General features: G+C 66.7%; 13 protein-coding genes and 2 pseudogenes. 9 read left to right on the top strand and 6 right to left on the bottom strand.

From position 1 onward, the window contains the following. Window positions 1-89: 89 nt before the first annotated feature. Window positions 90-2,219: a BTAD domain-containing putative transcriptional regulator gene (locus ACIF8S_RS20875; protein WP_400000718.1), complete on the top strand. Its 2,130-nt coding sequence runs from the start codon at window positions 90-92 to the stop codon at window positions 2,217-2,219. A gap of 130 nt (window positions 2,220-2,349) precedes the next feature. On the opposite strand, the pseudogene ACIF8S_RS20880 reads toward ACIF8S_RS20875, so the two are convergent. Next, window positions 2,350-3,080 (bottom strand): annotated as a pseudogene (locus ACIF8S_RS20880) (transposase). Between the two features lie 546 nt (window positions 3,081-3,626). Between ACIF8S_RS20880 and ACIF8S_RS20885 the strand changes: the two are divergent. After that, entirely contained in the window at window positions 3,627-4,166 is a 540-nt protein-coding gene (locus ACIF8S_RS20885) for a sigma-70 family RNA polymerase sigma factor (RefSeq protein WP_400000720.1), read from the top strand. A gap of 6 nt (window positions 4,167-4,172) precedes the next feature. On the opposite strand, the gene ACIF8S_RS20890 is transcribed toward ACIF8S_RS20885, so the two are convergent. Continuing rightward, window positions 4,173-5,498 carry a hypothetical protein gene (locus ACIF8S_RS20890; protein WP_400000722.1) on the bottom strand — a complete coding sequence of 442 codons (1,326 nt, stop codon included), beginning with the start codon at window positions 5,496-5,498 and terminating at the stop codon, window positions 4,173-4,175. A 282-nt stretch (window positions 5,499-5,780) separates the two neighbouring features. On the opposite strand from ACIF8S_RS20890, the gene ACIF8S_RS20895 reads away from it, so the two are divergent. From ACIF8S_RS20895 to ACIF8S_RS20910, 4 genes are all read left to right on the top strand, one after another. Then, a complete protein-coding gene (locus tag ACIF8S_RS20895) occupies window positions 5,781-7,835 on the top strand; it encodes a hypothetical protein (RefSeq protein ID WP_400000724.1) in 2,055 nt (684 codons plus the stop codon). Between the two features lie 25 nt (window positions 7,836-7,860). Beyond that, window positions 7,861-8,592, top strand: a complete 732-nt coding sequence (locus ACIF8S_RS20900) for a type VII secretion system-associated protein (RefSeq protein WP_400000726.1) — start codon at window positions 7,861-7,863, stop codon at window positions 8,590-8,592. A gap of 81 nt (window positions 8,593-8,673) precedes the next feature. Beyond that, complete coding sequence (locus tag ACIF8S_RS20905) at window positions 8,674-8,967, top strand: WXG100 family type VII secretion target (RefSeq protein WP_349800334.1); 294 nt, start codon at window positions 8,674-8,676, stop codon at window positions 8,965-8,967. Between the two features lie 72 nt (window positions 8,968-9,039). Further along, on the top strand, window positions 9,040-13,446 hold the full coding sequence (locus tag ACIF8S_RS20910) for an FtsK/SpoIIIE domain-containing protein (protein WP_400000727.1): 4,407 nt from the start codon (window positions 9,040-9,042) through the stop codon (window positions 13,444-13,446). Window positions 13,447-13,671: 225 nt separating this feature from the next. Here the strand turns inward: ACIF8S_RS20910 and ACIF8S_RS20915 are convergent, their stop codons facing one another. Together ACIF8S_RS20915 and ACIF8S_RS20920 are read right to left on the bottom strand one after the other, a co-directional pair. After that, the gene (locus ACIF8S_RS20915) at window positions 13,672-14,310 is read right to left on the bottom strand and encodes a hypothetical protein (RefSeq protein WP_400000729.1); all 639 of its coding nucleotides are present in this window, start codon (window positions 14,308-14,310) and stop codon (window positions 13,672-13,674) included. A gap of 76 nt (window positions 14,311-14,386) precedes the next feature. Then, complete coding sequence (locus tag ACIF8S_RS20920) at window positions 14,387-14,680, bottom strand: hypothetical protein (RefSeq protein WP_400000730.1); 294 nt, start codon at window positions 14,678-14,680, stop codon at window positions 14,387-14,389. A 139-nt stretch (window positions 14,681-14,819) separates the two neighbouring features. On the opposite strand from ACIF8S_RS20920, the gene ACIF8S_RS20925 reads away from it, so the two are divergent. After that, on the top strand, window positions 14,820-15,506 hold the full coding sequence (locus ACIF8S_RS20925) for a hypothetical protein (RefSeq protein WP_400000732.1): 687 nt from the start codon (window positions 14,820-14,822) through the stop codon (window positions 15,504-15,506). 186 nt (window positions 15,507-15,692) lie between these two features. Here ACIF8S_RS20925 and ACIF8S_RS20930 read toward each other — a convergent pair whose 3' ends face one another. Continuing rightward, window positions 15,693-16,613 (bottom strand): pyridoxamine 5'-phosphate oxidase family protein, encoded by a 921-nt coding sequence (locus ACIF8S_RS20930; protein WP_400000734.1) that lies wholly within the window; start codon window positions 16,611-16,613, stop codon window positions 15,693-15,695. A gap of 367 nt (window positions 16,614-16,980) precedes the next feature. Here ACIF8S_RS20930 and ACIF8S_RS20935 point away from each other — a divergent pair, with 367 nt between their 5' ends. Continuing rightward, window positions 16,981-17,595 (top strand): CGNR zinc finger domain-containing protein, encoded by a 615-nt coding sequence (locus tag ACIF8S_RS20935; protein ID WP_400000735.1) that lies wholly within the window; start codon window positions 16,981-16,983, stop codon window positions 17,593-17,595. Window positions 17,596-17,624: 29 nt separating this feature from the next. Here ACIF8S_RS20935 and ACIF8S_RS20940 read toward each other — a convergent pair whose 3' ends face one another. Continuing rightward, the gene (locus ACIF8S_RS20940) at window positions 17,625-17,792 is read right to left on the bottom strand and encodes a hypothetical protein (RefSeq protein ID WP_400000737.1); all 168 of its coding nucleotides are present in this window, start codon (window positions 17,790-17,792) and stop codon (window positions 17,625-17,627) included. Between ACIF8S_RS20940 and ACIF8S_RS20945 the strand changes: the two are divergent. After that, a pseudogene (locus ACIF8S_RS20945) lies at window positions 17,730-17,954 on the top strand (transposase); the annotation flags it as partial. The gene ACIF8S_RS20940 and the pseudogene ACIF8S_RS20945 overlap by 63 nt on opposite strands. Window positions 17,955-17,967 lie beyond the last annotated feature (13 nt).

The raw sequence follows: 17,967 nt of genomic DNA on the forward strand, positions 1-17,967 counted from the left end.
GGAGCTGACAGAGTTCCAGCCATCGGCACTATCCCGGGAGCTCTCACCTACCGGGCCCGCCAAGTGAAGTAGTCACCTCGTACTCGCCGATGCCGGGGGTTCCGTTGCAAACACATTTCTCGGTTCTGGGTCCGCTACGGGCCTGTCGGGAGGGTATTGAACTGGAGCTCGGCCCTCCGAAGCAGCGTGGCCTGCTGGCTCTGCTCCTGCTGCATGCCGGCAATCCGTTGGCCATGCAAGACATCGTGGATGCCTTGTGGAGTCAGGCACCGCCTCACAGTGCCGTGAACGTGGTGCAACGCCACGTTGGTTCACTACGTCGGCTCCTTGAGCCCGACCTACGCGCGGGAAGTGACTCGCGTCGCCTCCTGCGCAGCTCGGGCGGCTACCGCCTGGAGGTGGAACCCGAGTCACTGGACCTACTCCGATTCCGGAGGCAGCGCCATCACGCCCGGCAGTTGGCTGACCGTGGTGAACGACTGGAGGCCACAGAGGCGATGCTCGAGGCCCTCGCCATCTGGCGCGGGCCGGCCGCAGCAGGTATCGCGTCGGACATACGGACCCATCCGCTGTTCGCAGCTGCAGACCAGGAACATCTGGCTGCAGTCAAGGAGACGGCGCATTACGCATTGGGCCTGAACGCGGAGGTGCAAGCGCGGGTCCTCGACCCACTACGTCGAACGGCTGCGCTCCATCCGCTTGATGAAGGGCTCCACGCAGCCATGATCGAATTGCTGGCGGCGACAGGGCAACAAGCAGGTGCTCTCACGCTGTACAGGACCGTCCGTTCACGGCTCGCCGATGAACTAGGTGTGGACCCGGGCCCTGAACTCCGGGCCGCTCACATGGCCGTGCTGGACCGCAGCTACGTTCGCCCTGGCCGCATGGGCGCCCCTGCCCGGGTTCCGAGGGGCGAACAGACTCGCCCAAACAGCCTGCCCAGCCGGTACGCGATGCCGGTGCGTCCGGCTCAACTGCCTCCTGATGTATGCGCTTTCGCCGGCCGTGTCGAGGAGCTCAGTCACCTTCACTCTGTTCTTCACATGGCAGACAAGCACGCGTCACCGCCGGTGGTCACAGTGTTCGGCGGCATGGCAGGCATCGGGAAGACGACGCTGGCCGTGCACTGGGCCCACCAGGTGGCACATCGGTTCCCCGACGGGCAGCTCTTCGTCGATCTGCGAGGCTTCCATTCCGCGGGCCGCCCGATGAGCGCGTCCGAGGCCATGTCCTTCCTGTTGGAGGGCCTCGGGGTGCCTGCCCGCAGCGTTCCGGCCGACATCGACAGCCAAGCGGCCTTGTACCGGAGTCTGCTCGCCGGGAAGCGAGTTCTGATCATCCTTGACAATGCCCGTGACGCCGAGCAGATCGTTCGTCTGCTGCCGGGGGGTCCAGGGAGCCTCGTCATCGTCACCAGCCGCATGCAGCTTTACGGACTGGTGGCCAGCGAGGGCGCCCTCGTACTGACTCTTGAACCGCTCAGTGAGCAAGACGCGCTCCAGTTCCTCGCTCGACGCCTGGGGACAGACCGGGTCGCGGGTGCGCAGCGAGCGGCAACCGAGATCGTCCGAGCATGCGGGCGCCTTCCGTTGGCGCTAGCCATCGTGAGCGCCCGTGCCATGTTGCACCCAACGCACTCACTCGCATCAATCGCGTCAGAATTGCGGAGCGTCCAGGGCAGTCTCGACGGATTCGCCGTGGACCCACCCCTGGCCGACGCGCGAAGCGCCTTCTCCTGGTCCCTGGAAGCCCTCAGCAGCGGGGCCTTGCGCATGTTCCGCCTGCTGGCCCTGCATCCTGGACCCCACTGTTCGATCGAGGCCGCAGCAAGCCTTGCGGGTGAGGACATCGCGCATGCTCGCAACTCACTGTCGGAGTTGGCGCAGGCTCACTTGGTCGTGGAAGCCGTTCCCGGACAGTTCAGTTGCCACGAACTGCTGCGCAGCTACGGTACCGAGCTCAACCAGGAACAGGACAACGACGAAACGCAGTCCGCCAGACAGAGGCTGCTCGATCACTATTTGTTCAGCGCGCACGCGGCGAACACAACGCTCGGACCCCGTCACGACGTACAGGTGCACGCGCCGGCGCCGGGTGTGACCGTCGCGCGGTTCGCTGATCAAGCGTCGGCTGCGGAGTGGCTGAACACCAATCGATCTGCCCTGCTCTCGACGCTCGCCCAGGGCGCGGGAAGTCAACAGCAAGCACACTCCAAGTAGGCAGCGCAGCTGACGGTGGAACTGGACCTCGATCGGAGCAGTCGACGAAGCGGCGCCGACCGACAGCAGCATTGGCGTTCGCTCGCCCATTCGGGAGCCTCCGAGGTGCAGGGTGCCTCTAAGTCTTTCGTCAAGCAGGCCGGGGGCTTCTCGGCTGGTGGAAGGTTCCGTCGCGGAGCATGGCGAACAGGACGCTGATGCGGTGGCGGGCGAGGCGGACGAGGGCCTGGGTGTGGGTTTTGCCGCGGGCTCTGCAGCGGTCGTAGTAGCAGCAGGAGGCGGGGGCGTGGAGGGCCGCGAACGCCGAGAGGAACATCGCCCGTTTCAGCTGCCGGTTGCCGCTTCTGGGGGCGTGTTCGCTGTGGATCGAGGTGCCGGACTGGCGGGTCGTCGGGGCAGTCTCGCCGGCGAGGTCCTGGTCGAAGCCGACCAGCATGGTCAGCTCCGCGGTGACCTCGTCGGTCAGGTCGAGGGTGCGCAGGGTGTGGGGCATGGTGCGGGCGGCGTCCGCGACGACCACGGCGTCCTTCGCGTCGGTCTTGGCCTCGCCGGGATAGAGATCGGCGATCCGCCGCATCGCCAGTCCGGGCAGGTAGGCGACCTGGCAGCCGGCGTCCCGGGCGACGGTCAGCGGGAGGGCGCCGATGGAGGCGGGCTGGTCCACGACCAGCAGAACCGTGCCGAACTTGGCCGTGAGCTTGTCGCCGTGAGCTTGTCGAGGACCGCCCGCAGCTTCGGTTCGCTGTTCGGCAGCTGCTTGTCGAAGACTTTCTTCCCGGCCGGAGTCAGGCCGTGGCCGTGATGCGTCTGCTTGCCGACGTCCAGGCCCAGGAAGACGCCCACCCCGTCGATATCGACCATCGTGCCCCCATGCGTCGATGCGTGCCGGCCCCAAGGTCGGGAGCCGTTCGCGCGCATCCACGTTATGCAGACCTGCCGCCCGGACACGGCCGGGCATTGCGCCCGCCTGGGCGGTCGGACCTCTGATCAGCGTCTCCGACGGCACCCCTTGGACCGGTGACACCCCCCAGGTCATCCCATCGACAGGGGGCAACAGTCATGCCGGGCCCGGAGGCCAGCGGCCCTCTTGCAGGACCGCGAAAAAGACAACGGGGTACGCAGACCGGGCGCGGGTCTGCATGCTGCCGACTGTCATGGCGGGGCAGCTCCCGCTTGCGCTCCCCATCGTCGCTCGTCAGCGCATCGTCAGCATTTCGGCAGAGACGTCTGCCTACGCTCGCTACGCGTCACGTCGTCCCGGGGGGATCGTGCAGCGGCCGGACACTCAGGTCCGTCGCCTCGGCACAGCCACGTCGTTTTCAAGGCTGATGGTCCCGGCCCGTTCGGCGAAAGCCCCTCTCATCAGACGGGCACGACGCGCTCAGATGGACCCTTTCGGAACGGATCATGAACACGACCATCGCTTCGGGCGTCCCGACGCCCGTACAGCTCACTCATCTCCACACCCTGATGCGCGATCACGCGAACGCGCTGGTGTCTTATGCGGAGAAGCTCCTCCATGACCGGCACACCGCGGAGGACATCGTGCAAGAGACCCTCATCCGCGCATGGCCGCACGCCGAGAGGCTCTACGGCACCAACGGGTCAGTGCGGGGATGGCTTCTCACCGTCACCAGGAACCTCATCGTTGATCGGATGCGCAGCGCGGTCATACGGCACGAGACAGTCGGTGCAGACGACTGGGACGTGACGCTTCCCGACCATTCCGATGCTGTGCTGTCTTCCATAGAGACGATTTCGCTGCTGCGTCGGCTCTCACATGAACACCGAGAGGTGCTCGTACACACCTACCTGTGCGGCAGAACCGTGCAAGAGACGGCTCGACTTCTCGGCATACCCGTAGGCACCGTCAAGTCGCGCCGCCACTACGCACTCAACGCCCTTCGCTCGGTCTCCGGAACACGCTCCGCTGCCGACGTCAATTGACTCGCATCACGCCGGCACGGTAAGGCTGATGTCCAGCACCGGCAGGTCGACTCGTCCGTCTGCATGAGCGTGCCAGCGCCAGTGGGCGCCCGCTACATCTCCACACACAAGGCCGGTCCAGCCTGCCCCGCCCGGTCCGCACAGAGCGGCCAGTTCGGCCAACTGCCGATCGGTCGGGGCGCCGGTCGCCACTACCAGCCCCTGCACGGGGCGTCGCAATGCCGCGGCTCGCAACGTTCCCTGACTCACAGTGCGCGTGTTGGTCACCCGCAGTTCAGCGCTGGGCAACTGCATCAGTCCGGCAGGCACCGTGAGTCGGGCCGTTCTGCTCGCCTCACTGGAGAGAACTGTCACAGGAGTGTTCGGACGTGTGCGGGCCACCTCCGCCAGCAGGTTCTGAACCGTGTCACGCGCTACGTCGGCATCTCCGGTCAGGCTGAGGATTCCGTCCAGGCGGCTGAGGTCCACGAAGACAGGCTCACCATCCTCATCCGTACCCGCGCGAACCAGGCAGGCAGCACCAGATGCGACGTCCGCAGTGGTGTCGTCAGGGCGCCACCCGGAGGGCACACGAGTGTCCGCGGGACGCCGCCATCGGGAGCCCTCTGCCTTCGACCAAGGAGATCCGGGAGACTCGGAGTCTTCCAACCACACCGTCACGTTCTTGCGGTCGATCCGAAGCGCGTGTACGGCTCTCTCCTTTCCGTCACCGGCCAGTTGGCCCACGGTGTCGTACGCACGACGAGGGGTGTCAGCGTCCTCGGCGAAGTGCCGCCCGACTCCTCGCCGCAACTTCAGACGGCGCCTTCGCCTGGCCGGAGCCCCCAGTCCCCACATCCATCTCCCCACCGCGAAGGACACGGCGCGCACCTTCCGCCTGCCAACGATTGCGGCAGTGGTCAGTGCGAGCAGGATGGCTACGCTCGCGGCGACGGCTGTGGCGAGGGGGATGCTGTGCGTCGTCCCCCCAGCCGATGGATCCGGTTCACTGCCCGCCTGACCCGTGTCACGAGCCTGGCGTACATCGGGTCCCGAGGCGTCGGGCGGCAGACGCAGGATCCAGCCCGGAAGCAACCGGTCCTCCGGACCGTTGAGAGACGCCCCGTCCGGCTGCCTCAGTCCACGGTTCAGATCGAAGATATCCGCGGCTCTCGATGCGTCACCCAGCGTGCGTGCGGCGATCGTGCTCAACGTAACGGTCTGCCCGGAGACCAGCCCAGGATCAGGTACTACGAAAACCTTGACGAGATCACCTTCCGCCGCGTGTCCGACGGAATCCGTGCCAAGCATCGCGAAGCACGCCAGCAGCAGGACCGCCAGTACGCGCAGCACGCTCAGGGCACCAGGTGGCGCCGGCCTTGCTGTTCGTCTGTGTTCAAGCCCGGGATCCGTATCCCTCTTCACACCAACCACTCAAGTCTCCTGCGCTCGGCCCGTCGCTCGACGCGGTCGGTGCTACAGCCAGGTCCACGGCTCTGGCGTCCTCTCGTCCGCGTGCTCACCGTCTACACGGAACTGCCGGGCGAAAGCGTTCGACCGAGTTGAACCTTTGCGCCGTGCCACCCCGTGTACCAGTCGTCCGCACATGATCAGCACTGCACCGGGGGGATCGGCATGGCACGTCGGCACTCGAGTCGTGATGACTTCCAGATCGTCGGGATGGACTCGGATCCGACGCCCGGTGACCCTGACCAGATACTCAGCGTCGCTCAGCGGTACCAGGAGGTCGGGGACGCGGCGGAACGGGCACTGAACGTGCTGAGGAGGGACGGCGCGGTCTCCCAGGGGCGCGGGTCCGCGATGGACAAGCTGAAGGAGATGATCGGCGACACTTTGCCTGACAAGCTGGCGAAGACACGGGACTCCTACCAGGACGCGGCACGGGCATACAAGGAGTACGTACCGCGTCTGCAAGAGGCGCAGGAGACCTTCGATCGTGCGGTGGACCGGGCACGCGATGCGGCGCCACAGGCCGCTCTCACGCCCAGTCGCCTGGGTGAGAACCCGACGGACGAAGAACTGGGAGAGGCACGGAGAACCCAGAGCGCCATCGAGGAGGGCACTGCCGGACTGAACGCCGCGAAGAGCCTGGCCGAACAAGCCAAGAGCATGCGGGAGTCCGCCCAGCGCGCATGCGCCGATGTGTTGGACCAGGCAGCAAGCGAGGCCATTCCGGAACGGAACATCTTCCAGAAGATCACGGACTTCTTCAAGGACTTCCCGTTCGTTCAAATCGTTCTCGGTCTGTTGATCGCGGCTGTAGCCGTGTTCTTCCCCGTGGTCGGCGCCCTTCTGGGCGGGGCTCTGTTCACCATCACACAGGTGTCCGCCATCGCCAGCGGCAACTTCAGCCTGGGGGAGTTCGTTACCGGCCTCCTGGGAGTGATCCCTGGCGGGTCCCTGCTGAGAGCGGGAGGCGTGGCGGTGAGCACCGGCGCCGGAGCGATCGGCAAGCTGGCACCGGGCGTGGTCAGAGCGGTGGACGAGAGCGTGACCGGCGTCGCGGCAACGATCAGGAGCAGCAGGACTGTCGGCGCTGTCTTCACTACCACTGGGGGCAGGATCGGCACCGAGGCCGCGGCGCAGTTCGTCGAGGGCGCCGGCAGCCAAGTGGCGAGCTCGGTGCTTGACGGTGAGGAGTTGGACCTCGGGCTCATCGCACTGGCTGGAGTCGGCGGTGCGGTCGTGGGCGGCGCTGCCGCAGGTATCCCCCGGCGCGGGGCAGTCAGGGGCGGTGCGTCCCGGGGACCGGGACCGGCGCAGACCAACGGACCAGGAATCTCCCGTAGCCTGCCGAATCCGTCCACCGGACCGGGCGCCTCCCGTCCTCTACCCACTCCGCCCCGCCGGGGAGTCCCGCGGTTCGAGGAACCCAGAACGTCGCCCAACCCACCAGTACTGCCTACCGGCACTCCCCCGGTGTCGTTGGCGCCGTCCGTGAACCCACTCACGATCACCGGCATTCCGGCCACCCGCACGAACCCGGATGGCGTTCCACAATTCCGCAGCGACAGCAATCCCTTGTTCCGAGACGACACTCGAGACCCCCGCATCATCTTCCAGACGGGTTTCGTGCCGAGGAACCCCGCCAACACCGACCTACTCGACTTCGTCGAGACGAACACTCCCTCCGCCTTCGTGTCGACCACCCGGAGAGAGGAACTGAACTTCCTCGGAAACCAGGGCGGTGTGGTCTTCCGTTTCCGCATTCGCGCTCCTGGAGGCGTCGATGTCAACGAGACTCTGGGAGACGCGTCCCCTCTCCCGTTCCAGGCGGAGGTGGCCTTCCCCGGAGGGATCAATCCCCGGTTCATCGAGGGCGCTCAACCAGTGACGGCCGGCCTGCTGCCCTTCTCGCCGGTGACCGTCGGGGATTTCATACCCAACCCCAACTTCCGTCCCGGCCCTGACGCTCCGACCACGGCCGCCGTCCCGGCGCCGGCCGCCCCTGGGGACGCGTCATCGTCCTCCGCGCCCGTTTCCGATGCTCCCCCGCGGCCGTCAGGCAGGCCCGTCCGCACTCACGTGCCACCGCCCCCGGCACCCGAACCCGGGGCCCCCCTGCCACCACCGCCGGCACCAACGCGTCGGCCGTTCCGGACCTTCGCCCCACCGCCTGCCGGACCCGAACCCGGTGCCCCGCTGCCACCGCCACCACCGCCCAGATAGTCGTACCGAGCACATGAAAGTCGACATGAGTGACGACGTCCCCCAGACCGACGGACCCGCTGATGCTCCCCGTAACGGTCACGTCGAAGGGCCAGCGCCGCAACAGCCTGCGGAGAACGAGGGCTGGCGCTATGCGCTGGACCCGGGCTACGACCAGTACGGCCCCGTGCCGGCACATGCGGTGATCGGTGCATGGCCAGTAGGCCGGGAGGGCGCCCTGGGACAGTTCGTGTCCAACCCCGGACACCGGCCGCCCCCCACTGCGTCTCACGACGCCGAACCGGGCGTCGTCGCACCGTCGGACCTGGTGAGCACCGCCATGCTCGGTGCAGTGACCGGTCAGGGATCGCCCACTGCGCTCGTTGACGCACTGCGGGAGGCGACCGTCTATCTTCCTTCGGGTTCGGAAGGACTCCCCACGGCGTACCGGGACGACAGCGGCAAGACGTTCGTCGTCGTGCTCACCGACCCGGGTTACGGGCCACCGAGCGCGCCACGACTGTTGCCCATCGCGCTGACAGATCTGCTCGACGCCCTGTTGTCCGAGGACACAGAGGTGCGGATCAACCACGGCAGTTCCTTGTCCATGGACGTGTCGAGCGCGGAGCTGCGGGCTGCACTTGCCGACGATGCCCCTCCGGGGGACGGGCATCAGGCTTCCGGGAATGCGTCGCAGTGGACGTTGACCGGCACGCGGGATGCGGCGACCCCCCTTCCTCCCATTCCGCGGAAGGGCGAACTCAACAACCCCGGATGAGCCCGTCGCGGCTCCCTCACAGGCTTCCACCCAAGGTCGGGTGGACGGATCAACAAACAACTCTCACCAAGGACAATCACCATGCCTACGTTCAACGTAAACTCGGACGAAACGGCAAGCACCTCCCAGGCTCTGCTCGCCGACTTCTCCCAGCTCCAGGACAAGCTGAACGAGGTCCGGGGCAAGATCACAACGCTGCTCGCCAACGGATACAGCACTCCCGCTGCCCAGCAGAAGTTCTCCCCCTTCTTCGACGAGTTCGCAAGGGGGTTCGAGCAGGTGAACCAGGGCCTTCAGGGGATCAGCCAGTACGTCCGGGCCGTGGGTGAGGCCTTCGACCAGACCGACAACCAGCTCGGCGCCAATCTCGGCTGATTCGCCGCCCGGCCCGCCGCCGTTTCGGCGACCAGTGTCACCCCTACCTCCAGAGCAGAAGGACGATGAACAGTGCGATTGACCGTCAGCGTTCATGACCCAGAGGTCGAGGGGGTGCAGACCACCGTTGTCGTCGAAACGGAGCCGACGGCTCTGGCGGGCCCGTTTGCGGCGGAGCTTCAACGCGCCGTAGGAAACACCTCGAGTGACGCCGAGGCACTGGGCCTGACTCTCTATGTGGGTGCACGCCCCGTCGACCCTCAGGCAACCCTGCAAGCGGCCGGAATACGGGACGGCATGGACATCGGCCTGGGGACCCCGGTACCCGAGACCCCCGAGCCCGACGGCCGTACCGAGATTCGTGTCGTATCCGGCCCTGGCGCCGGGACAGTCTTTCGACTCGTTCCGGGTGACTACGACATCGGCAGCGCTCCGTCGTGTCGTATCCGCCTCGCCGACGGATCTCCGTCCGTTGCGGCCCGCGTCCGCGTCCGGGTGGACGCGAGTGCCGAACTCCTGACGGCTGACATGGCGCTGCTCGACGGCAAGAAGGCTCAGCCGCCGGCCCCCTGGCGTGAAGGCAGTCAGCTGGCCGTTGGCGACATCCTTCTGGAGCTGTCCTCGCGTCAGGTGGCGAAAGCCCCACTGACTCCGGCCGAGGACGGGTTGGGACTGGAGTTCAACCGCCCCCCGCGGTTCCTGCCATCCCCTTCCGGAACGAGGTTTCGGCTGCCCAACGCCCCGGTCAAACCGGAGAAGCGGCCCATTCCGCTCCTGCCGATCCTGTTGCTGCCCGCCGGCAGCGCGGCCGTGGCCATCTTTGTCACCCAGCGCTGGACCTTCGTGTTCATCGCTCTCCTGTCACCGATCGCGGCGCTGCTCACCCAGTTCGGTGGGCGCAAGCAAGCGATGCTCAAGTACCTGGAGCAGAAGGAGGAACACGAGCGCGCCTTGGCACGCATTGCGGAGGACATCGACACCGCTGTGCTCGAGGAGCAGCACAAGCTGCGACTGGCGCTGCCGGACCCGGCCACGCTCCTGCAGATGGCTTCGCAGCCCATGGAGAGGCTGTGGGAGCGTCGATGGGAGGATCCCGACTTCCTGTCCGTCCGAGTCGGTACCACCGACCTGCCTTCATCGTCGAGTGTCGAGGACCCGTCCGAGGAAGAGCACCGACGTACTTCGGTGCCACTGCTGAATCAGGTCCCCGTCGCCATTGAGCTGCGCAAGGCCGGTGTGGCGGGGATCGCCGGTCCCGGCGCGTCCCGACTGGCCGCGTGGCTCGCGGCCCAGTCCGCCGCCCTGCACAGCCCGTCCGACCTGCGCCTGGTCGTGCTGGCTGGTCCAGAGGGCCAAAGTAACTGGTCTTGGACCCGTTGGCTGCCGCACACCCAGGCCCAGGGGGAGGACGCACACGTCCTGGTCGGCAGTACCGCCGACTCCCTGGCGCGGCGCATCGGCGAACTCGGACAGATTGTCGCCGCCCGCGTCGCCGCCGGATCGGATCTGGTCCGTGGCGGCGTGAACGGCTACCCCGACATCCTCGTGGTCCTGGAGCAGGCTCGCCGTGCGCGATCGCTCCCTGGAGTGATCGGTCTGCTCCGCGACGGACCGTCGGTGGGGGTCCACATCATCTGCATAGACCGGGAAGAGCGGCTGCTTCCGGAGGAATGCGGCGCAGTCGTCCTGACACAGCCGGACGCCCCCACTTCCCAGGTCCGCAGCGGCACCGCTGCGGCCGTGAAGGACGTACGCACCGACTCGCCAGAACCTGATTGGTACGAGCACTTCGGTCGTGCTCTCGCTCCGCTGCGTGGTGTGGGCAACTCCGACGAGAGCGCTCTGCCCGGCTCCGTACGCCTGCTGGACCTTCTGGGTCTGGAGCCGCCGTCCGCCGACGCGGTGGTGGCCGGCTGGTCACTGAACGGCCGCAGCACCCGCGCCGTGCTCGGGGTCGGATACGACGGAGAGTTCGCCATCGATCTCGTGCGGGATGGACCACACGCCCTGATCGCGGGTACCACCGGCGCCGGCAAGTCGGAGCTTCTCCAGACACTCGTCGCAACGCTGGCTGTGGTGAACCGGCCCGACGAGATGACGTTCGTGCTCGTCGACTACAAGGGCGGCAGCGCGTTTGCCGAGTGCGCCGACCTGCCGCACACCGTCGGTCTGGTCACAGACCTCGACACACAGCTCGTCGAACGGGCGCTGGTGTCCCTCGGAGCTGAGCTTCGCCGTCGCGAGACACAGTTGGCACAGGCGTCCGCCAAGGACATCGAGGACTATCTCGACAAGCGGTCCCGTGGGGGCAACGTTCTGCCGCCTCTGCCTCGGCTGCTCCTGGTCATCGACGAATTCGCGTCCATGGCACGTGAACTGCCCGACTTCATCTCAGGCCTCGTCAACATCGCGCAGCGCGGCCGGTCGCTCGGCATCCACCTCGTTCTCGCGACGCAGCGCCCCGGCGGTGCCGTCACCCCTGACATACGCGCCAACACCAACCTTCGCATCGCGCTGCGGACAACCGACGGCGGCGAGAGCCGAGATGTGATCGACGCGCCAGACTCGGGCGACATCTCGCCGTCCAACCCGGGGCGGGCCTACGCCAGACTCGGGCCGTCCGCCCTGCTGCCCTTCCAGGCCGGCCGGGTCGGCGGTCGCCGTCCGGCGGGCCAGGCTGACGAGGGGAGCAAGGCGCCCATCAGGGCCGAGATCATCCCTTGGTCCGCTCTCGGCGGCCCACTGCCGAAACCCGGTTCGCGGGATACTGCTTCTTCCCCGGCACAGTCGGAAGTCGTCACCGACCTGGCTGTCCTTGTCAACACGCTCGCGCAAGCGGCGAAGCAGGCGGAGATTCCGCTCCAGGCCAGTCCGTGGCTGCCTCCTCTGCCCACAAAGCTCCCCTGGACGCCACCCGCCGCACCGAAACCGGCGGCCGAGCGTGACGCAGCCCTGCCTCCCGTCGCCTTCGGACTGGTCGATTTGCCGGCCGCGCAGACTCGTTCGCCGCTGTTCTTCGACCTCGACAGATCGGGCCACCTACACGTCATCGGGTCGCCTCGCAGCGGTCGGTCTCAGGCACTGCGTACTCTCGCCGCGGCACTGGCCCAGGCCCACGGCGCCGACGACGTACACCTGTACGGTATCGATTGCGGCAACGGCGCGCTCAACGCACTGACCTCGCTCCCGCACTGTGGTGCGGTGGTCGACCGCAACCAGACCGAGCGTCTGGGGCGCCTGCTGGACCGGCTCAACGCCGAACTCAGCGCGCGGCAGACCTTGCTGGGCGTCCGTGGTACTGCGGATCTCGCAGAACTTCGTATGTCACAACCTCCTGGCGAGAGGTCCCCGCACATCGTGCTGATGGTCGACCGGCTTGAGGTTTTCGAGCGTGAGTTCACCTCCTTCGACAACGGCAGTTACATGGAACGGATGCTGCGTCTGCTCCGCGACGGACCGGGGGCAGGCATCCACGTCGTGTTGGCCGGCGACCGGGTCCTCGGGAACAGCAGGTTCTCGGGCACGACGGAGGACAAGGTCGTGCTCCGCATGAATGACCGCCAGGACTACTCGACCGTCGGTATCCCCACGAAGTCCGCGCCGACGGACCCGCCGGCGGGCCGGGCACTGCGGACCCAGGATCTCTGCGAACTGCAGATCGCTGTTCTGGATCAGGATCTCTCGGGTACGGCTCAGGCGCAGGCCCTCGAGCACCTCGGCCGGGAGTTGACCGAGCGTGAGTCCGAGGTACCGGAGGGACGGCGCGCGCTGCGTCTCGATGTGCTCCCCGAGCGCCTGTCCTACACGGATGCCATGAATCTGCACACCTCCGGCGGTCCCATGCGCCCCTTGGTGGCGGTTGGCGGGGACGTCCTCACCTCACTCGGCCCCGACCTTTCGGACGTGCCGACTTTCGTCATCGCCGGTCCACCACGCACCGGACGCAGCACCGCGTTGCTCACTGCGGCGCACTCGCTCCTGGCCTCCGGCACTGGACTGATCGTTCTCGCCCCACGTCGCTCTCCGCTGCGGGACCTGGAGAATCGCCCCGGAGTCGTTGCTGTGTTCACCGATCCAGAAGTCTCGGTGAACGCCTTCCGTCAAGCTCTGAACGATGTGTCGCAGCCGAACGGTGTCATCGTGGTGGACGACGCCGAGCTGTTCATGGGCGCCGAGATCGATCCGGACCTCGCGTTGCTCGCGCGTGGTAACGCAGGCGACGGCTGGGGCGTTATGGCAGCCGGCAACGCCGAGTCGCTGTCGCTGAGCCTGGCCGGCTGGATGGGGCAGGTGAAGCGCAACCGTACGGGGATGCTCCTGTCACCACAGGGGCTGAGCGACGGCGAGGTCATAGGCGTAAAGCTCACCCGTGGCGTCGTGGGCCAAGTGCCTCAGCCAGGCAGGGGCTTGCTGCATCTCGGCGACGGAACGACACGCTCGGTGCAAGTGCCGCTTCCTGATCCGGACGCCGGCCCCTGAAGCCGGGCGCCAAGACCGGAGGTGCGTCCCCACACCCCCCGTTGGGGTCGCACCTCTTCCCCGCCGGCCGTGGGAAACCCCGCCGGCCGAGAGAGGTGCACCCCTCCCCCCGTCGGGGTGCACCTCTCTCGCACCACTGCACGACACAGTCAGTTTCCGGCGTAACACCAAGGGGCGGCCGGGGCACACGCCCCGGCCGCCCCTCGCGGCATCGTCACACAGCGATCACGCCGCGGGACTCCGCCCGTCGGGTCCGATCTCGACGCCGTCCTCGGACACGAAGCGGAACGTGCTGGTGATGGCCTCGAACAGATCGAAGACCTCCGCCTTCAGTGGGAGGTTGGGACTCGCAAGGGTCACCACGAGGAAGTCTCCGGCCCTGTCCGGTACCGGCATCATGGTGTGCATCGTCAGCAGTTCGACGTCGATATCGCCAGTCAACCGGGTCACCTCGGTGCCGGTTACCCGGGCAACCTGGCCCACGTGGGGCGTTCGTACCGCGGTGATGTGCCGGTCCTTCGGCGCCGCACCGGCCGGGGAGGAAACACCCATCTGCGCCGACAAGACAGGGAGTGTCAGCTCTTGGCCCTCAGGCGTCGAGACGGCGAAGACCATGCCGTACGCCATGAAGAGCCCTTCGGCGTACATCGTGGCCGTCCCTGCGGCCAACAGGGCTCCGTGACGCCGCGCCGCGCGTGACACCTCGCGCGCCTGGCGGAACATGTCGTTGATACGAGCCTTCTCCCGTGGGTCAGCGGTCGCAGCCAGTGCCCCCGCCCGTACCTTCGCGAGCTCGTTCCCGCTCAAGTCGATGTGGTCCCACAGATCCGGCAAGTCCAGAAGGAAGCGATGCGTGCCGTTCATCGGTCGCCGAGTCCTTCCGCCATGTCCGACGTCATGCCCAGTCTGTGGCGGCAATCATGTGACACCGAACCCCACCTCACGGGGCACCGCCGTCGTCAAGCCTGGCTGCGGCGTCCTGGTCCGTCTTCTCGAACGCGTCCAGGATGCTGCCGATGGCATCCCGGATGCCCTCCACCTGTCGTCGCAGTTGGAACTTGCCGTCTTCCCATCTCTTCTCGAAGTTCTGGGCTGACCCCCGTGAGAGCTCCGGCCCAAAGACCTCGTCGAAGTCGACGTTGCTGCCTGCGATGTCGATGGTGTCGTGCACGACACCCAACATGTTTTGCGCCTCCCTGAGTTCATCCCCAGGTATGTTCACGTCCGTAGCCATCGGGGCCTTCCTGAGTTGCTGCGGTGGTGCGCTCTGCATGTGGAACACGAGACGAGCAGGACGGACCGTTCATCGACGAGCCGGCGTTCTGGGATCCAGCCGGCTGAACCTTGGACCCCGCCGGTCTCGTGTTTGAGGTATGAACCAGATTTTTCCCGGCCCGCCGTCCCTGCGTCGGTCCCCCCGTCGGCGCGGCGGCCGCGCCGTCGCCTCCTCCGCCCTCGTCCTCCTCAGCGTTGTGGGAATGTCCGCCTGCGGAAAGACGATCGACATAGGGGACAGCAGCGACCAGCCCGCCACGCCTTCCGCCTCGGGCACTCAGGACCCGAACTCATTGGGGGCGCCGAGTGCGGGCGGCGACAACTCCGCTCTCCAGGTGGTGGACTCCACAGCGAAGGATGCCGGTCTCAACGGCAACGGGGGTACCGTCACGGGAACTGTCGTCCAGGAAACTCCGCCCAAGTGGGTTCAGATGACGGCAGTAGCGGCTCCTTTGTCCTCACCGCACTTGATCAACGTCAATCAGGCGACGTTGTACCGCTTCGACAAGGACACCGCCGATCCTTCGACGTCGAATTGCAACGACGCATGCGCCGCCAAGTGGCCGCCCGTCACCATCGAGGAGGGCGGCAAGGTCTACCTCGCCGGTGTCGACCCGGAGAACGTCGGTTCCGTCCGCCGTCAGGATGGCAACCTGCAGATCACCGTCGGCGGGTGGCCCGTCTACCGGTTCGCGAACGATGTCAAGCCAGGAGACCTGAACGGCCAGGGAGTCGACAACACCTGGTTCGCCGTCGGACCTACGGGCAACAAGGTCACCCAGTAGCCCAGGTCCCCACTGGGGAACGGGCTTCGAGCCTTTGACGTGCTTCTGCAGCCGGGTCCGACGCAAGCGCGACGGACCCGGTCAGCGGGACGGCGGAGACATTGGCCTGACACTCGAGTGGCCGCCCGGTTGTGGATCGTGGACAGCACCCTTATGCCGGTCCGCGAACGGAAGGTCCGCTCCTAGCTACCGTCCGGGCGAGCATGACACCGGGGGATTGGACGGCGAAAACATTGGTTCTGACCAACGCAGTCGGCTTGCCGCCACAACCTCAACGATCTGTGCAATATCGAACCCGACAGAGCGGGTGCCGTCATCGGAGAACGTAGTGCGTGCCCGGCCCGTCAACTGGATCGTGGTACCGGTGGACCAGTCGACAAACAGCAGTCCGGCTCGCCCATCGATTTCAATATTGCCCAAGCTCAAAAACATGGTGTTACCGGGGTAGTCGCACCACCTCAGTGAGGTGGGTGAGACCACCTCGACGAAACCCGGATTTCCTCCTCGGTGGCTCGCTTCGACATCCCCAGGAGCCACAGTCGTCATGAAGAAGGTGTCGGCGGCTCGAATGAATGACTGCTGAACGCCAGTCAGGCGGGTGGAGCGCCGTACATCCGGAGCCGGCGCCTCAGCCGGCGCGGTTCCGGACTCGTCCGGTACCTCCAGCAACTCACGTCGCTGCAGGTACTTCGGACAGTTGCCGAAGACGCGCTCGGTGTGAACGGTCAAGCCGTGCGTGCTGGGCGTTGCCGTCCCGTTCACTCTGATGCGTCGCCGAAGGCGAGGGTCGATTGCCGTCGTGCCCACCATCGTTGAGCCAGACCCGAGGGCGATCGCGAGTGGATCATCGGGTAGGACATCGGCCTGGATTTGAATCACGTCGGGGCTATCGGCCTTCATGAACCCAGGCCGGCCCGTGATCAGGGAACACCAAGCTTGCCCGTCTGCGTCCTCGGCGCCGATCACCAACATCGGCTGCATCGCCAGAAACTGACCGAACATCGGGAAGAGTGAGGTGCTGAAGGCGACGCTTCCCACATAGGCTGCCCGCTGGCTCACCCCAGCCCTGGCCTGAACGGCCAGCGCTCCTGAGTGGTAGGGGTTCATCGTGTTCGTTTCCTCCTTGGCACGCGCTCGACTCCATGCGTGAGCGAGGGCACAGCCGGTTGTCCCAGGTGCTGTTGTTGCTGCGGATCTCGAGGCTGGGCTGCGCCGCGAGCGATCAGCAGCCCTCTGCACGGCCTGGTCCCGATCGAAGACGCACACGGGAGGCCACTCGGCGCCTACCGAAGGCAGAGGCAACTCGGGCTGCCGCCCTTGGTCCGGCGGAGCGCTCCGCGACGGCTGGTCCGGCCCATGAGAGGGGCCACACGCCCCAGCAGAAGCCATCCTTCTTCACGAATGACAGCCTCATTATCCGTGAGATCAAGAGTGGCAGGAGTCACGGAAAAAGGCAAGCGTTAACATGAGTGCCGTGGATGAGCAGACCCCCTTCGCACTGGCCCACCGTCCTTTGCCCACCGCCCCGGGCGCGGACCGTTACGTCTCCCTGGACTTCGCCAATACCGTGGGCCAACTTGCTCGGGAGCGGACCTACGATCTGTTGCCGGCTCCCGAGGCCACCCAGCGCTGGCTCGCCTCGCACGGCCTCACCGCGCCCGACGTCCAACTGCACGACGCATGCGTGCAAGGCCTGAGGGCGTTGCGCGGCCATGTACGCGCCTTGTTCACCGCGCGGACCACCGCACGCATGCCGCCGGCGCAGTCATTGGATGCGGTGAACAAGGCACTCATGGCGGCTCCCACCGCTCCGATTCTTCAGTGGGATGAAGCGAATGGTCCACACCGGGTGCAGGTACGACCCACGCCCGGTCAGGTGCTGACGCATGCCTTGGCCGTGCTCTCGGCCGACGCGGCGGACCTTCTCGCCGGGCCGGATTCGGATCTTCTGGCGACCTGCGGCTCCGCACCCTGCAACCGGTTCCTGTTGCGCACTCACGGACGACGGCACTGGTGCTCGACCCGTTGCGGAGACCGTGCCCGCGCGGCCCGCGCCCAAGCCCGGCGTTCCGCCCCTTGGAGGGCCTAACAGAAGTCGCTGATGGTGTGACTGTCGGCTCAGATGCTCGTTGCTGTGTTCGTGGGGAAGAGGAACTCTCGTCCGTGCATCGTGTCGGACGAACTGTGGTCGCTGATCGCGCCGTTGTTGCCGGAGCCGGAACGGGCCTGGTCGGGCGGCCGCGTCGGCGGCCCGACGTGGTGCTCGGCGACCGTGGCTACGACCACGACACGTACCGTCAGCTCGTGTGGGCTCTGGGCATCAAGCCGGTGATCGCCCGCCGCGGCGCCCCTCATGGTTCGGGGCTCGGAGTGCACCGGTGGGTCGTCGAACGCACCATCGCCTGGCTGCACGGCTTCCGGCGCCTACGCGTCCGCTGGGAACGGCGCGACCCGCGGTGTG

The sequence above is a fragment of the Streptomyces sp. NPDC085937 genome, from assembly GCF_044540535.1.
Classification (GTDB): domain Bacteria; phylum Actinomycetota; class Actinomycetes; order Streptomycetales; family Streptomycetaceae; genus Streptomyces.

Excerpts from the sequence above, each read along its gene's own strand:
- ACIF8S_RS20915 (WP_400000729.1), bottom strand. The coding sequence starts at position 14,310 with ATGAACGGCACGCATCGCTTCCTTCTGGACTTGCCGGATCTGTGGGAC.
- ACIF8S_RS20895 (WP_400000724.1), top strand. The coding sequence starts at position 5,781 with ATGGCACGTCGGCACTCGAGTCGTGATGACTTCCAGATCGTCGGGATG.
- ACIF8S_RS20875 (WP_400000718.1), top strand. The coding sequence starts at position 90 with ATGCCGGGGGTTCCGTTGCAAACACATTTCTCGGTTCTGGGTCCGCTA.
- ACIF8S_RS20930 (WP_400000734.1), bottom strand. The coding sequence starts at position 16,613 with ATGAACCCCTACCACTCAGGAGCGCTGGCCGTTCAGGCCAGGGCTGGG.
- ACIF8S_RS20900 (WP_400000726.1), top strand. The coding sequence starts at position 7,861 with ATGAGTGACGACGTCCCCCAGACCGACGGACCCGCTGATGCTCCCCGT.
- ACIF8S_RS20905 (WP_349800334.1), top strand. The coding sequence starts at position 8,674 with ATGCCTACGTTCAACGTAAACTCGGACGAAACGGCAAGCACCTCCCAG.
- ACIF8S_RS20920 (WP_400000730.1), bottom strand. The coding sequence starts at position 14,680 with ATGGCTACGGACGTGAACATACCTGGGGATGAACTCAGGGAGGCGCAA.
- ACIF8S_RS20925 (WP_400000732.1), top strand. The coding sequence starts at position 14,820 with ATGAACCAGATTTTTCCCGGCCCGCCGTCCCTGCGTCGGTCCCCCCGT.
- ACIF8S_RS20885 (WP_400000720.1), top strand. The coding sequence starts at position 3,627 with ATGAACACGACCATCGCTTCGGGCGTCCCGACGCCCGTACAGCTCACT.